Raw genomic sequence first — 14,787 nt, 5'->3', positions numbered from 1 at the left:
TCTGGGCGTGCACCTCGAAGCGGCCCGCCATCGCCCGCATCTCGTGCGGGTCGGTCATAAAACGTGTTGCCATGTCGACTGTCTCCTATCTTGAAGCTTCAGTTCGCCGAAGTCTTAACAGTTGTATTTGATGCAGTGGTGGCCGAGTTGTAAACAGGTTACGGCCTGCCGGTTAATTGCTCGCCTCAATTGGGTGACATGTACCCCCTTCTTCCCATATCACCGGACCTTCTAGACGACGACCTGCTTGGGCATGACGATCGGCTTGAAGCCGTACCGCGGGCCGGACCCGTACGCGCCGGCACCCTTTGCCGCCGCTGCCATTCCGGGCATGCCGGGCATCGCGCTGACCGGCTCGGCCGCCTCGGACGCGACGGTCCAACCCGAGCCCTCGAGCGGGGCGGTCGCCGAAACCAGTTGCGTCGCCGGGGCAGCCGCAGACCAACCGGGCGGCACCGACAGGCGGCCGACCATGGAGGCCTCCCCGACGGCCGCCGATGTCGCGGCGCCCAAGCCACCCACCGGCCTCACCGAGTTGACGATGGTGCCCTCGGTGATGCCCGCAACACCGTCGGGCGCCACGTCGCCGACGGCGATGGCCGGCACGGTACCCAGGGTGTGGCCCAGCGACACCGCCGTCGGGATGGTGATCATCGTGAACCAGGCCGCGGTGTTGACCGCGCCGTTGATGGCGTTGAGGACAGAAGGTGTGCCGAGGAAGTTGTCGATCGAACCCAGGAGCCCGTCGGTTGTGAACGGCAGTGTCGGCGCCGCCAGGGTCGCCGCACTGGAGATGGGAGCATCCAACGCCTGGACCGTGCCGCCCGCCGCGTCACCCGCGAGGGCGGCGTTGTCCACGGTTGCGGCGGCCGCCGGGTCGGTGGTCGAGGTCAGCGGCGTCACCGGCGTGAGCACCCCGGCCGCGGCCGATGCCGCCTGATACGCGGCCATGGCGGCGGCGTCCTGGGCCCAGTACTCGGCGTACAGGGTGTCGAGCGCCACGATCGCGGGCGTGTTCTGGCCCAGCACATTGGAGGCGACGAGCGCCGCCTGGGTGGCCCTGTTGGTGGCGATCACCGGCGGCGGCACCACAGCCGCGAACACCGCCTCGAACGCCGCCGCGGACGCCGTGGCCTGGGCACTCGCCTGCTCGAGCGTCGACGCCGTCTCGGTCAGGTAGGTGACGATGGGCTGGGCCGCCGCCGCGGCCGCCGCCGAGCCCCCACCCGTCCACTGCTCGCTGGTGAGCAGCGAAATGATCGACTCCCACTGGGTCGCCGTGGTGCTGATCTCGGCGGCCAGGTTGGCGTAGGCCGTCGCGGCGGCCATCAAAGGCGCGGCGCCCGCACCGGAGTAGATGAGCGAGGAGGTGATCTCCGGGGGTATTGCCGCAAAACTTAGAACCATTTTTGTCCCGCTCCTTATTTTGTCTGTTCGAATGCGACGTCTGGGGGTGACCGCTGCTTAGACGGCCGTCGGCTTCGGCATGACGATCGGCTTCACGCCGTAACGCGGCGCACCGAAGCCGGCGCTGCTGCGCGCCGCCGAGGCCATTCCCGGCATGCCGGGGATGACCGTGCCCGCGCCCGCCTGCGGCGCGGCGGCGGTCCAGCCCGCCGTTTGGATCGCGCTGACCGGCGTGGCCACCGGTGCCGACGCGCCGGCCCAGCTCGGCGGCACCGCGAGGTTGCTGACCATGGTCGCCGAGCCCATCGAGGCCACCGGCATCGCGCTCATGCCGCCCGCGCCGCCTGCCGCGACGGTGGTGGCGCCGAGCCCCGGCGAGGCGGCAACATCCGAGGCCAGTCCGGCGCCCGCGGCGTCGGCGGATGTGTCGAGCAGACCACCACCGGCGAGCCCGATCAGGTTGGACGCGGCCGAGGCCCAGTTGCCAGCACCGATGTTCAAGATGTTGGCGCCGTTACTCGACAGGCCGAAGATCCCGCCGAGCATGTTCGGGTTGGTGCCGTTTCCGGTGCTACCGAGCAGCCAGGAAAGGAAGTCGAGGGGGGTGTTCGACGGAGTGGCCGCGGCGGCGCTGACGGGGGCGTCCAGAGCTTGCATCGTGGCCTGGCTCGCGTTGACGGCCTCGGTGTCGCCGTAGGCATTGGAGCTGATGCCCAGCGTTTGCGAGTACTGCTCCAGCAGCGCCTGCGCCTCGGCGGCGACGGTCTGGTACTGGGTGCCGTACGCCGAGAAGATTGCTGCCTGCTGGGCCGAGACCGGATCGGCCGCCGCGGGAGCAAGCACGGTGGTCGCCGACGCCGCGCCCGCGTTCTGCGCTGCCAGGTTGGTGTTGATCCCGCTGAGCAGCTGCTGCGCGGCTAACATCTCTTCGGTTTGTGTCGTCAGAAATGACATCCGTTGCTCCTAGTGTTGGAACGGACCGACCCCCTACGGCGAGCCGGCCTGTGTGTTTACGCCACGTCCCCTGTGCGTTGGGGAAAGGCTAGCTATCCACCGACCCCACGTTCCCGCCGAAAAGGCACACGTGACAGCCGTTTACGGCTTCTTAACGCCGAGTGTCGTAGTTTTAACAAGCTTCTGTCGGGCGATACCGGGACGTCATCTGAGCTCGGGCGGCGCAACAGGAAACCGCGCGCGGCGCGCGGATCCTAGCGGACGGCCGTCCGAGCCGCACGTTAGACATGTGGCAAATGGCGGTCCGGCGGCAGCGCCGACGGGTCGCTGGCGTGTATCGGCGCCCCGGCGGCTCGACGTTCGGCCGCAGACGTGCCAAATCCCCAAGCGCCCGTTGACGTTCGACCGTGGCCGGAATTCCGGGCGAGTCCAATCGACCCGAATTGCGGTTCTGGCCGCGCCAGCGCGCGGCGGTGTCACGCAAACTGGCCAGAGCTTGCGCTGGGTGCCCGAATTGCGTGCCGCCGGGCCCGCTGTGACGCACACGACGCCATGGCCGTCGCGCGGACCGCGGACCTTTGCTCCCGGCGGTTAGGTGGTGTGGCTCCCGGTGTCAGGTAGCAAACCCGCGAGCGGCGAGGCGGAGTGAGAGACCAGGCTCCGGAAATTCCGGGCAGTGGGTGGTCGCCAACAGCGGCAGCGGCAGCACGACGACGGTGCCGCCGCCGCTGTTGGTGGCCCCTACAATTTGCTGCGGTTTTGCGGGCAGTACGCCGCGACCGCCGCTCCGACGATGATGTTGGCGCCGCCGTTGCTCAACCCGAGCGACTTCTTCACATCGCCGATGGTCTGAGCCGCGGTGTCCCCGCCATCGAAGTCCGTGCACACGGCATGCCCGACATTGATCATCGATTGGTCGGCGCCATCCGCCCAGCTGAGTCCGCGCAAATGCAGCGTCTGCAGGTACTGGTCATCCGCGGGGTCGGCACTCGCGATCGGCGCGGCGACCATGCCGACGACGCCGGCGGCCGCGATAGCGACCGGCGCGGCCCACCGTGCCGTGATTTTCACTCGTCGACTCCTCCGGGCCAATTCGTGCGTGCAGGAATCGAATCCTAATTGCGTCCGGCAAATCTGTCTCGACGAGTTAACCAGGCGTTTCTCCTCGCCCGGATATCGGCGAAGGCTTGTAAGTTGGTCGCCACCGCCAAACAAGGCAGCAAAACCCGCCCGTTGCGAAGGAGCCAGCGCCGTAGTGACCGACGATCCGCGGGGTGACGCCGTCTCCCGCCAATACGATCGGTGGGAGTATCCGCCCCCGGTGGCCGACCTCGCGGCGTGGTGCGAAAGCCACTGGGATTGGTTCGATCCGTTCTGGGCTCACCGGGTGTTGTGGCCGGACCGCGACTACAAGCCGGACCTCGACATCCTGATCGCGGGTTGCGGCACCTTCCAGGCCGCCCTGTTCGCTTTCAAAAATCCCGGCGCGACGGTGGTCGGGATCGACGTCAGCCAGAATGCGCTGAACCAGCACAACCGGCTCAAGGACAAGCACGGGCTGCAGAACTTGGAGCTGCACCTGCTGCCGATCGAAGAGGTGTCGGCGCTCGGGCGCGACTTCGACCTGATCGTTTCCAGCGGAGTCCTGCACCACATGGCCGACCCGCTGGCCGGGCTCACTGCGCTGGGCGCGTGCCTGCGCCGCGACGGGGCGCTTGCGGTCATGCTGTACGCCAAGTACGGCCGGATCGGCGTCGAAATGCTCGAATCGGTGTTTCGCGACCTCAAGCTGGCGCAGGACGACGCGTCGGTCCAACTGGTCAAAGAGGCCATCGCGATGTTGCCGGCCGACCACCCGGTGCGCGGCTATCTCAAGGCGGCCCACGACCTGGTCTCCGACGGCGCCCTGGTCGATACCTTCCTGCATCCCCGGGCGCGCAGCTACACCGTTGCGGAATGCCTCGACCTGGTCGCCGCCGCCGGACTCGCGTTCCAGTCATGGTTTCACAAGTCGCCGTACTACTCGCACGAGATGCTCACGCCGGCAAGCGGATTCCAATCTGCGCTTGGCCAATTGCCCGAGGCCGAACTGTGGTCCGTGATGGAGCGCCTGCAGCCGGCGAACGCCACCCATTTCTTTCTGGCCTGCCTCCCCGAGCGCCCCACGGAGCAGTACACGATCGATTTCGCGTCACCGGCCTCATTCGATTACGTACCGCTGCTGCGCACGGCGTGCCTGTTGTCCGGCGACGAAATCCATTGGCCGGGCGGCAAGCAAAAGCTCAACCCGGCCCAGTTGCCCTTCGTGCAACACGTCGACGGCCGCCGTACTATCGCCGAGATCATCGAATCCGTGGGACGCGCGGGTGCCGTCCCCGATGAGCACCGGGCTCTGCTGCGAGATTTCGGCCACAAGCTGTTCCACGGGTTATGGCGGTTGGACTTTCTGGCCATGGCGCTGAACGCCGACCCGGCCGGATAGCCGGTCCCCGGTCGGCTACATTCGCGACGGGCCCCCATAGCCCAATTGGCAGAGGCAGCGGACTTAAAATCCGCCCAGTGTCGGTTCGAGTCCGACTGGGGGCACTAAAAATTGGCTGGACGTCGCTGTCCATTACCCAGAGCAGTCGGCCCGCCCCCGAGCGGGTCACGGGCCGCTGCTTCGTCGGAGAGTAGGCCTGGGACGGGTGATCAGGCTGTCGCCGCCACCTTCTTGCCGAAGATGCGCTCCAGCGCCGCGGTGTCGCCGTATGCCTGCACCCGTACGGTGCGACCGTCGCGCACCGTGAATACCGTTGCAGCGTCAGTGGTTTCGCCGGCCACGGTGGTTTGGCCGAGCATGATTACCAAGTCGCCGTCCGCGAGCATGCGCTCGCTCGTGACAGAAGCTTGCTTCTCACTCATCTTGGCCAGCAGCTCTGCTATTTCCTGCTTGCCGTGGTAGGTGCCGCTGATGGCGCTGTCGCCCGGTTGGATCCACTCGACGTTGTCATCGAACAGGCTCATCACCGTGTCGCCGTCACCAGCGTTGAAGGCTTCGTAGCCCTTCTTGATCAGCTTCATGTTCTGTTCGTGCTCTGACATTCCGTTGCCTTTCGTGATAGTCCGATGTTTCGGCCGTGACCGACATGGCCGGTCCAGCGTCCGACTGAAACGCGCTAGAGCGCGCATCGCCTGGTCAGAGGTGCTCCATCATGCGAGACATCCGTCCATCCTCGAAATAGCTGCTGTAACGCCGCGGATAGACAGGCCGCGGCTCGGGCAGTCTGAAGTGGATATGGCCGATGGCTGATATGAAAGCTGCACGAGACCAGTGACGATGAATCATTGCCGGCGACACCGCTGCGGCGGCCACTGCGGTGTTGAACAAGACCTCCGATTCGCTGATCACAACCGGTGACGCGGCGTTTCGGGCGGCGTCGGTGGTCGCTTGACCGGTATCCGGGCGGTCGATCGGCATGCCCGTCGCGGCCGGAGCTGGCTCGACATCGAGCGCCGACCGACCGGCTGGGGAGTGCGACTTGGGTAGTAGGTGCAACATGGCGGATGCCTTCTGGTGATTGCTGGCTCCGACTGGGAGTCACAGGGATCGAACACTTCAAGGGAAGCATCATGAGGTGGGCAAACACCTCATCTATATGGATGACATTTCGATCTGAACGGGATCCGACTATCCTTTGCTGAAGCCTGCGGGAGGTATACAGCGAGGAAGGCGAATCGATGCGGATACCAACCGGTGAATCGAAGCCCCGGCCGTGGTTACTGTCGAGGATTTCTCCCGCCTGATAGCTGGCATCTACGCTGCGGCGGTCACTCCTGATCGCTGGGAGGCGGCCTTGGGTTCGATTCGCCGCGCGCTGGACGGGACAGCCAGCGGGTTGTTTTTGGCAGACAGTACGGTCTGGTCCGTTCTCGATTCGACCCTTCCCGCGGCCGCCGCCAAGAGCTACGTGGAGTACTACCACCGCTTCGATCACGTGCTTGCCGCCGTCGGGCGAGGCCCGGTCGCCGCGGTACGGACGGGGACGGAGTTGATGCCGCTCGTGTCGAAGTCGGAGTTCTACGAAGAGTGGTTGCATCCCCTCGAACTTGGCGACGGGATGTTCGTCCGGCTGACGGGTGGGCCCACACCGACGTGTTTCATCGTCGGGGCACCGAGACGCACCGAGTCGTTCGACACGTTTGACCGTGTGAAGTTGATGAGGGGCCTGGTTCCACACCTGCAACAGGCCGTGCGCACACAAAACAAGCTTGCCGCTCTTAGCCACACCACTGCGGAGCTGGCGGACGCACTGGAGGTTGTCCGGCACGGAATCGTCGTCGTCGTCTCCCGCGAACACTTAGTTAAAGAAATGAATTCGGCTGCGGAACGGATTTTCCGCGCCGGAGATGGGTTTTGCATGCGGTCGGGATGCATCGCTGCGACGAGCGCGCACACTGAACGAGAGCTGCATCGCGCCATAGACGACGCGCTTCGAGGCGGATGCTCCACCATTCGGGCGGAGCGGTCGCTCATCTCTATTCGCCCCTCCGGTAAGCGGCCGTATGTCGTCCATGTGCTGCCATCCCACTGCCGTGATGCCGATGGGCCACTGAGGAAGCCAAAGGCCTTGGTTCTCATCATCGACCCCGAGGACGAGCCTGAACCCCCTGCGGTGTTGTTGCGGCGGCTCTACCGCCTCACCGATGCCGAGGCAGACGTTGCCTTGCGCATCGCGCATGGCGCGGGCTTGAAGGAAATTTCACAGGAGCTGTCGGTCTCAGTGACGACGGTTCGCACTCATCTGCAACATGTCTTCGACAAAACCGACACGCACCGCCAAGCTCAGCTGGTCCGCCTTCTACTCGTGCTACGTCCGTAGTCACGCGGGCCCGCTGTGCACCCGACCGTATTTGGCCGCCAACAAGGACGTTTGACTCACGCCCTGTCCCCTCAGGTCCGCCGATCGCGGACCAAGGTTTTGGGCCTGCCGCCGACGACGCCGCAAACCGCCACTCATACACTGACCCAGCATGGGCATGCTGTTCGGCCTCGCGCCGTGGATCGTGTATTGGGTACTCGTCGGTAACGTCCCGTTCGCGGCGGCCGTGCTGGTCGCGCTGGCGATCGCCGCTGTCAGCCTGGGCGCCGGCGGCGTGGCCGGGCGGAAGTGGCAGTTCTTTGACTTCGCTTCCGTCGCAGTGCTTTTGGTCCTCGCCGCGCTGACCTTCGCGCTCAGTGAGTCGTTCCTGCAGCGGTGGATACTGCCGCTGAGCAATGCCGGGATCTTCCTGGTGACGCTGACCGGGGTGCTGGTCGGCAAGCCGTTCGTGGCCGAGTTCGCCGCCGCCGAACAGGCCCCCGACATCATCAAAACCGAGCTGTTCGGCCGGATCGTCAAGATCCTCAGCTGGCTCTGGGTGGCGACGTTCGCCGCGATGACGGTGTCCTCGGCGCTCCCGTCGATCCTGGCAGGCCCCGCGGGCCCGGCCGGCACCACCGCCGCCCTGATGCTGGACACGAAGACCCCGCTGTTCTTCCTGTGCTACTGGATCATTCCCTTCGGGCTGCTGGGGCTCACGGCGGTGGCGTCGCGACTGCTGCCCGACCGGATGCTGGTCGGGATCGACGACGTCGCACGGGAAACCTCGTTCGTCGCCTATGACGAAGCCACCATCGACGAGCTCTACTTCCTCGCCCAGGAGCACGCCAACCGCGAGGTGGGCCCGGGCAAGGAGGCCTACGCCGTCAAGGTCGGCGGGATGGGCACCCCGTTGACCGGAGACGAGTCCCGCAAGTCGTGGCCCTCGACCTACAAGGTGCGCGACAAGCGGCACTGAACGCCCACCGCGGTTGGGCTACGTTGGTTCTCGGCGGAGCGGCCCGAACCGCGGCACGCGCTCCGCATCCGGCCAAGGGCACCCCATGACGGGTTCTCCGCCGGAGCGGAGAAAGGGAGTCGCGATGAACGCACCCAGCGCGGACGCCATGCGCGCGGAAACCATCACCATCACCGGCCACGGCGGCGACGAGATCGAGGCCTACCAGGCGGTGCCGCTCGCGCAGGGATCGCGGGGTGGCGTCGTGTGGATCCACCACATGCCCGGATACGACCGCGAAACCAAGGAGTTCGTCCGCCGGCTCGCCGTCAGCGGCTACAACGCCGTCGCGCCCAACCTCTACTCGCGGGAGGCCCCGGGTGCCGCGCCCGACGACGCGGCCGCCGCGGCGCGGGCCGCGGGCGGGGTGCCCGACGAACGATTGGTCGGCGACGTCGCGGGCGCGGTGGAGCACCTGCGATCGCTGCCGGGCGCCAACGACAAGTTCGGCGTCATCGGGCACTGTTCGGGCGGACGGCACGCCTACCTGGCCGCCTGCTCACTGCCGTTCGATGCGGCGGTGGACTGCTACGGCGCGTTCATCGTCGAGGACCCGCCCGAGGGCATGCCCAAGGCCATGAAGCCGATCCTTGACCTGGCCGGCAACCTCAGCTGTCCGCTGCTGGGCCTGTTCGGCCTCGACGACCGGTTCCCGGCGCCCGCCGCCGTCGCCACCCTGGACGCCGAACTCACCCAGCTCGGCAAGCCGCACGAGTTCCACTCTTATGAGGGTGCGGGCCATTCGTTCTTCTCCGTCGACCGTCCGGCGTACCGGCCGGAGGCCGCGCTGGACGGCTGGCGGCGCATCGATGAGTTCTTCGCCACCTACCTGGAAGGCTAGGCGTCTGCCATGTGCACCTATCTCACCGAACACGTCGAGATCGACGGCAGCGGCAAGGGCGCAACGGGATGGTTCGGGGCCAGCCGCGCCACGGTATACGTCGACCATCCCGTCCACGCGCCTTACGGCCACACTGTCAACATCGACGTGATCAACCCGAAGCTCGGCCCGTCGGCGCGGGTGGCCCTGGAATTGACCGAGGAGAGCGCGCTGGCGCTGGCCGACGCCATCCACAAAGCGATCGGCCACGCACCGGCCGGGCTGGCCTCCAAGGACCAGTAGGTCAGCGATGAGCGCCGGACGCGACTACCCCGACATGGCTGCCGCCCGCGGCCGGATCGAACCCGCCCCGCGGCGCGTTCGCGGTTACCTCGGCGATGCGCTGGTCTTCGACACCACCGGCGCCCGGTACGTGTGGGAGGTCCCTTACTACCCGCAGTACTACATCCCGCTCGCCGACGTCCGCACCGAGTTCCTGCGCGACGAAAACCACGCCCAGAAGGTGCAATTCGGCCCGTCCCGGCTGTACTCACTGGTGGGCGCCGGCCAGACGCACAAGTCCGCCGCGCGGGTGTTCGACGCCGACGGCGGCGGCGCGTTGGCCGGTACCGTTCGCTTCGAATGGAATCCGTTGCGCTGGTTCGAAGAAGACGAGCCGATCTACGGTCACCCGCGCAACCCGTACGCACGCGTCGACGCCTTACGCTCGCACCGCCACGTGCGGTTCGAACTCGACGGAATTGCGTTGGCAGACACCACTTCTCCCGTTTTACTGTTCGAAACCGGTTTGCCCACAAGGTATTACATCGATCCGACCGATGTGGCCTTCGAGCACCTGGAACCCAGCGCGACGCAGACACTGTGCCCCTACAAGGGAGTGACGTCGGGCTATTGGTCGGTACGGGTGGGCGACGCCCTGCACGAGGACTTGGCGTGGACCTACCACTATCCGCTGCCGGCGGTGGGGCAGATCGCCGGTCTGATCGCGTTCTACAACGAAAAACTCGACATCACCGTCGACGGCGCCAGATTGGCTCGCCCGCAGACGCAGTTCAGCTAGTCGGGGCAAGGTGTGATCTTTCCCTCCTCGCCACCCAAGCCTGAGAATTCCTTACTAATTCGCCGTAGGCCCGTTCACATGGGCGGTTAGCGGCCCGGGTGAAATCCGCCGGAAGCGGGTTTGCCTCACTTTCGCTACGGGTAAGCGTCTGCGGTACAGCGTGATTGGAAGTCTGAGCAGAACCTGAGTGCGAACAGTGACGTAGCTAACGTCGAGCATTCCTGATCTGCTTTGCGGCGATGTGCGGCCAGTAGACTACCGAAAACCAGTCTCGTCAGTGCCTTTCGGTGCTGAAAGCCGGTGGATCCGATGGTCGGATCGCCGCGAACATCTCGGCGGCGTCGACACTCGACCACTAGAGCCGACAACCACAGCAAAGGCGGTATCAAGCGTGAACGATGTGAACGGCCCTACAGCCGCGCACCACGAACGAGACGGGCGAGCCTTCGAGCTGGACACCACCTCGGTGATCCGAGTCCCACTGCACAACGGCCCGATCAGCGATATCGACATCAGCCCCGACGGGCGCCGGCTGGTCGTCACGAACTACGGCCGCGACATGGTGTCGGTCGTCGACGCCAAGACCTGCCGCGTCTCGAGCACCGTCACCGGCCTGGCCGAGCCCTTCGCGGTCGCGATGAACGGCGCGGACGCCAACTACGCCTACGTCAGCACGGCGACCGCCGGCTATGACGCGATCGAAGTCATCGACGTCGTCACCAACTGGCGCATCGCCACGCACCGGCTCGCGCACAGCGTGAGCGGCCTGACGGTGAGCCCGGACGGCAGGTACCTGTACGCCAGCCGAAACGCGGTTCGCGGCGCCGACGTGACGGTGCTGGACACCACCACCGGTGAGCTCGAGGTGATCGAGCTGGCGGCCGAAACCGGTACCACCACCGAATGCGTGCGGGTCAGCGCCGACGGCCGGCGCCTGTACGTCGGCATGAACGGGCCGACCGGCGGCAGCCTCGCCATGATCGAGACCCGGACGCGCTCCGACAACCGCCGGGTCGGCGGCCGGTCGCGCATCGTCGGCGTCATCGACCTTGGTCTGCCCGTGCGCGACGTGGCGCTGAGCGACGACGGCGCCACGGCGTACGTGGCGAGCTGCGATCCCGTCGCGGGCGCGGTGCTCGACGTGGTCGACACCCGGGCCACCGAGATCGTCGGCACCCACAAGGTGCCCGAGATCACCGGCCCGCTCACCAGGATGACGCTGAGTCGCGACGGCGCGCGCGCCTACCTGGTCAGCGATGACCGCATCACGGTGCTGAGCACCCATCGCCAAGAGGTCGTCGGCGAGGTCAAGGTGTCCCACCACCCGTCCTGCGTGGTGGAAAGCCCCGACGGCGGCCATCTCTACGTCGCCGACTACTCCGGCGTGGTGACCGCGGCGCGCATCGCCTCGCCCACACCGCTGCCGCGCGCCGGCGAGCGGGACCTGTCCATCGCCGGCTGGTGGCCCGAGCTGCCGGAGTGGGAGCCGGTGCTGGCCTAGCATCACCGGGGTCCTGTGCGTCTGTGAATCCTCGGCGCCGAGTGTGAATCCTCGTCGGGGTTTGTCGGCGTGTCGCCGCCCAGCGTTCACACTCAAAGCCTTGGTTGCACGCTCGATCGGGGTCGTTTCGGCCCGGTAGATGCCGCCACTCACCCTGAATTCGGGCTTAGGGTAAGAGGCGGTCGCCGACACGGGCGGTGCTGCGCTGAGAGTAAGGGCGGTAGATCAATGGACGGCACCATGCAGGACTTTCCGTTGACGATCACCGCGATCATGCGGCACGGCTGCACCGTGCACGGGGAACGCACCGTCACCACCTTCACCGGCGACGGATACCGGCGCACGACGTATCGGGAACTGGGTCAGCAGGCCGCGCAACTGGCGAATGGACTACGCCGCCTCGGTATCACCGGTGACCAGCGGGTGGGCACGTTCATGTGGAACAACGCCGAACACCTCACCGCATACCTCGCGTTGCCGTCGATGGGCGCCGTCCTGCACACCCTCAACATTCGCCTGTTCCCCGAGCAGATCGCCTTCGTCGCCAACGAGGCCGAAGACCAAGTGGTGCTGGTCGACGCGTCACTGGTCAAACTGCTCGCGCCCGTGCTGCCCGACCTCGAGACCGTGCACACGGTGATCGTGGTCGGTGACGACACCGAGCCGCTGCAGGGGGCCGGCAAGACCGTGCTGCGCTACGCCGACGTCCTTGACGGCGAGCCCACCGAGTTCGACTGGCCGCACATCGACGAGAACTCCGCGGCCGCGATGTGCTACACGAGCGGCACCACCGGCAACCCGAAAGGTGTTGTCTACAGCCACCGTTCGAGCTTCCTGCACACCATGGGCGCGTGTACCACCAATGGCATCGGGGTCGGGGCCACCGACAGCGTGCTGCCCATCGTGCCGATGTTCCACGCGAACGCCTGGGGGCTGCCCTACGCCGCGCTGATGGCCGGTGCCGACCTGGTGTTGCCCGATTGCCACCTGGACCCCCGGTCGCTGGTCCGGATGGTCGAGGACCTGCGGCCCACGGTGACGGGCGCGGTGCCGACCATCTGGAACGCCGTCCTGCATCACCTCGAGGACGACCCCGACCACGACATGTCGTCGCTGCGGTTGGTGGTCTGCGGCGGCTCGGCCGTCCCGGTGTCGCTGATGCGCACCTTCGAGGAAAAACACAACGTGCAGATCCGGCAACTGTGGGGGATGACGGAGACGTCGCCGCTGGCCACCATGGCGTGGCCGCCGCCGGGAACCCCGGAGGACCAGCACTGGGCGTTCCGCGGGACGCAGGGCCAGCCGGTCTGCGGCGTCGAGATGCGCATCGTCGACGACGACGGTCAGGTGCTGCCCAACGACGGCAACGCCGTCGGCGAGGTCGAGGTGCGCGGACCGTGGATCGCCGGCGCCTACTACCTGGGTCGCGACGAGTCGAAGTTCGACTCCGGCTGGCTGCGCACCGGCGACGTCGGCCGCATCGACGAACGCGGCTTCGTCACTCTGACCGACCGCGCCAAGGACGTCATCAAATCCGGCGGCGAATGGATCTCCTCGGTGGAGTTGGAGAACCTCTTGATCGGCCACCCGGATGTGGTCGAGGCCGCGGTGGTCGGGGTTCCCGACGAGCGCTGGGAGGAGCGGCCGCTCGCCGTGATCGTGGCCAAGGACGGCTCCTCGGTGAGCGCCGGACAGCTGCGAAAGTTCCTCGCCGACAAGGTCGTTCGATGGTGGCTGCCCGAGCGGTGGACCTTCGTCGACGAGATTCCGCGTACCAGCGTCGGCAAGTACGACAAGAAGACCATCCGGTCGCGGTACGCCGAAGACGGATACCAGGTGGTCGAGGCCCACGACTGAGCTGAAAGGCGTTACACCGGTGCCAGATTCGCTCGTTGTTGATCAGTCCGTGGTCGCCCCGGTCGCGGTCGCAGACGCATTTCACCGCACGCTGCCCATCGCGCTCCCGGCGCTGTTTCACCGCTGGTATGGGCCGTTCCCGCCGATCAAGGAGGTGCGCGAGCAGACCGGCGCCTGGGATGCCGCGGGCCAAACGCGCATCGTGCACCTGGCCGGTGGTGCCCGCATGCGCGAGGAACTGACCAGTGTCGATCCGCCGCGCTCGTTCGGCTACCGGCTCTCGGAGATCACCGGCCCGATGGCGCTGCTGGTCGACCACATCCTCGGCGAATGGGTCTTCGCCCCCGCCCCGGGCGGCACCGAGATCACCTGGCGCTGGGACATCCGCCCGCGCTCGCCGCTGACGGCCCGCGCCCTGCCGGTGCTGGGCGGCCTGTGGAAGGGCTACGCGCGCCGGGCGCTGCGTCACCTGTCGACCTTGCTGACGGCGTGACCCGCGACCGCTACCGTGGGGAGCCATGTGCCGACTCTTTGGCCTGCACGCCGGGACGCACGCGTGTACCGCGACCTTCTGGCTGCTGGACGCCCCGGACAGCCTGGCCCAGCAGAGCAGGAGGAATCCGGACGGCACCGGGCTGGGCGTCTTCGACGAACACGGCCGGCCGCACCTGTACAAGGAGCCGATAGCGGCCTGGCAAGATGCCACATTCGCGACCGAGGCACACCGGATGACCGGCACGACCGTCATCGCCCATGTCCGATACGCGACCACCGGCTCGCTCGACATCCACAACACCCACCCCTTCCTGCAGGACGGGCGGATCTTCGCGCACAACGGCGTCCTCGAAGGATTAGACATCCTCGACGAGCGGCTGCGTGAGGTCGGCACCGAGGATTTGGTGTTGGGGGACACCGATTCCGAGCGGGTCTTCGCGTTGATCACCGCGTCGATCCGGGCCCGCGACGGCGACATCACCGCCGGCCTCACCGACGCCATGCGATGGCTCGTCGTCCATCACCTCGGTGGCGAACACCACCGACGACCGCTCACACAGATGCTCCGACCGGGCGTGAATCCGCTTGGTGCACAAGTCGAATTCCGCGTCATGCGACGCCGCCTCGTCGGATCGATCCAGAATGTAGAGCTGATGGGTTTCGGGGTAGCGCAGCGCCCACATGTCGGTGGCCGTGCTCAGCAACACGTTGACCGCGTAGATGGGAACGTGGTCGGCGAGCCATCGCATGGCGTCGGTGAGGCCGGCGGTGATGTCGCCGTCGCGGGCCCGGATCGACGCGGTGATCAACGCG

The 14,787-nt window shown here is 66.7% G+C and carries 14 protein-coding genes, 1 tRNA gene and 2 pseudogenes; 11 read left to right on the top strand and 6 right to left on the bottom strand.

Annotation, left to right across the window (positions count from 1 at the left end):
* The 4 genes and pseudogenes from A5646_RS28210 to A5646_RS16185 all read right to left on the bottom strand — a co-directional run.
* Window positions 1–73 (bottom strand): annotated as a pseudogene (locus tag A5646_RS28210) (WXG100 family type VII secretion target); the annotation flags it as partial.
* A gap of 158 nt (window positions 74–231) precedes the next feature.
* Window positions 232–1,407 (bottom strand): PPE domain-containing protein, encoded by a 1,176-nt coding sequence (locus tag A5646_RS16195; protein WP_067022633.1) that lies wholly within the window; start codon window positions 1,405–1,407, stop codon window positions 232–234.
* Between the two features lie 57 nt (window positions 1,408–1,464).
* The gene (locus A5646_RS16190; RefSeq protein ID WP_066860520.1) at window positions 1,465–2,361 is read right to left on the bottom strand and encodes a PE domain-containing protein; all 897 of its coding nucleotides are present in this window, start codon (window positions 2,359–2,361) and stop codon (window positions 1,465–1,467) included.
* A 741-nt stretch (window positions 2,362–3,102) separates the two neighbouring features.
* Complete coding sequence (locus A5646_RS16185; RefSeq protein WP_066876612.1) at window positions 3,103–3,432, bottom strand: DUF732 domain-containing protein; 330 nt, start codon at window positions 3,430–3,432, stop codon at window positions 3,103–3,105.
* Between the two features lie 184 nt (window positions 3,433–3,616).
* Here A5646_RS16185 and A5646_RS16180 point away from each other — a divergent pair, with 184 nt between their 5' ends.
* Both A5646_RS16180 and A5646_RS16175 read left to right on the top strand, forming a co-directional pair.
* Window positions 3,617–4,843: a bifunctional 2-polyprenyl-6-hydroxyphenol methylase/3-demethylubiquinol 3-O-methyltransferase UbiG gene (locus A5646_RS16180; RefSeq protein WP_067022630.1), complete on the top strand. Its 1,227-nt coding sequence runs from the start codon at window positions 3,617–3,619 to the stop codon at window positions 4,841–4,843.
* A gap of 30 nt (window positions 4,844–4,873) precedes the next feature.
* A tRNA-Leu gene (locus A5646_RS16175) sits at window positions 4,874–4,947 on the top strand.
* 105 nt (window positions 4,948–5,052) lie between these two features.
* On the opposite strand, the gene A5646_RS16170 is transcribed toward A5646_RS16175, so the two are convergent.
* Together A5646_RS16170 and A5646_RS16165 are read right to left on the bottom strand one after the other, a co-directional pair.
* Window positions 5,053–5,445, bottom strand: coding sequence for a nuclear transport factor 2 family protein (locus A5646_RS16170; protein WP_067022628.1), 393 nt, complete (start codon window positions 5,443–5,445; stop codon window positions 5,053–5,055).
* A 94-nt stretch (window positions 5,446–5,539) separates the two neighbouring features.
* Window positions 5,540–5,821 (bottom strand): hypothetical protein, encoded by a 282-nt coding sequence (locus tag A5646_RS16165; protein WP_067022625.1) that lies wholly within the window; start codon window positions 5,819–5,821, stop codon window positions 5,540–5,542.
* Window positions 5,822–6,116: 295 nt separating this feature from the next.
* Here A5646_RS16165 and A5646_RS16160 point away from each other — a divergent pair, with 295 nt between their 5' ends.
* The 9 genes and pseudogenes from A5646_RS16160 to A5646_RS28205 all read left to right on the top strand — a co-directional run.
* Window positions 6,117–7,223: a helix-turn-helix transcriptional regulator gene (locus tag A5646_RS16160; RefSeq protein ID WP_067022622.1), complete on the top strand. Its 1,107-nt coding sequence runs from the start codon at window positions 6,117–6,119 to the stop codon at window positions 7,221–7,223.
* A 151-nt stretch (window positions 7,224–7,374) separates the two neighbouring features.
* The gene (locus tag A5646_RS16155) at window positions 7,375–8,181 is read left to right on the top strand and encodes a hypothetical protein (RefSeq protein WP_066876607.1); all 807 of its coding nucleotides are present in this window, start codon (window positions 7,375–7,377) and stop codon (window positions 8,179–8,181) included.
* A gap of 124 nt (window positions 8,182–8,305) precedes the next feature.
* Window positions 8,306–9,061 carry a dienelactone hydrolase family protein gene (locus tag A5646_RS16150; protein WP_067022620.1) on the top strand — a complete coding sequence of 252 codons (756 nt, stop codon included), beginning with the start codon at window positions 8,306–8,308 and terminating at the stop codon, window positions 9,059–9,061.
* A 9-nt stretch (window positions 9,062–9,070) separates the two neighbouring features.
* Complete coding sequence (locus tag A5646_RS16145) at window positions 9,071–9,343, top strand: DUF6295 family protein (protein WP_067022617.1); 273 nt, start codon at window positions 9,071–9,073, stop codon at window positions 9,341–9,343.
* 7 nt (window positions 9,344–9,350) lie between these two features.
* Entirely contained in the window at window positions 9,351–10,121 is a 771-nt protein-coding gene (locus tag A5646_RS16140) for a DUF427 domain-containing protein (RefSeq protein WP_067022614.1), read from the top strand.
* 391 nt (window positions 10,122–10,512) lie between these two features.
* The gene (locus A5646_RS16135; RefSeq protein WP_067022611.1) at window positions 10,513–11,622 is read left to right on the top strand and encodes a WD40 repeat domain-containing protein; all 1,110 of its coding nucleotides are present in this window, start codon (window positions 10,513–10,515) and stop codon (window positions 11,620–11,622) included.
* Window positions 11,623–11,850: 228 nt separating this feature from the next.
* Window positions 11,851–13,479 (top strand): fatty acid--CoA ligase, encoded by a 1,629-nt coding sequence (locus A5646_RS16130; RefSeq protein ID WP_067022609.1) that lies wholly within the window; start codon window positions 11,851–11,853, stop codon window positions 13,477–13,479.
* A 19-nt stretch (window positions 13,480–13,498) separates the two neighbouring features.
* Entirely contained in the window at window positions 13,499–13,972 is a 474-nt protein-coding gene (locus A5646_RS16125; protein ID WP_067022606.1) for an SRPBCC family protein, read from the top strand.
* A 25-nt stretch (window positions 13,973–13,997) separates the two neighbouring features.
* Window positions 13,998–14,495, top strand: a pseudogene (locus A5646_RS28205) (class II glutamine amidotransferase); the annotation flags it as partial.
* Window positions 14,496–14,787: the final 292 nt, after the last annotated feature.

The sequence above is a fragment of the Mycobacterium sp. 1245499.0 genome (assembly GCF_001673615.1).
Classification (GTDB): Bacteria; Actinomycetota; Actinomycetes; order Mycobacteriales; family Mycobacteriaceae; genus Mycobacterium; species Mycobacterium europaeum_A.
Note: the sequence above shows the minus strand (reverse complement) of the source record. Positions and strands in the feature narration are given on the sequence as shown.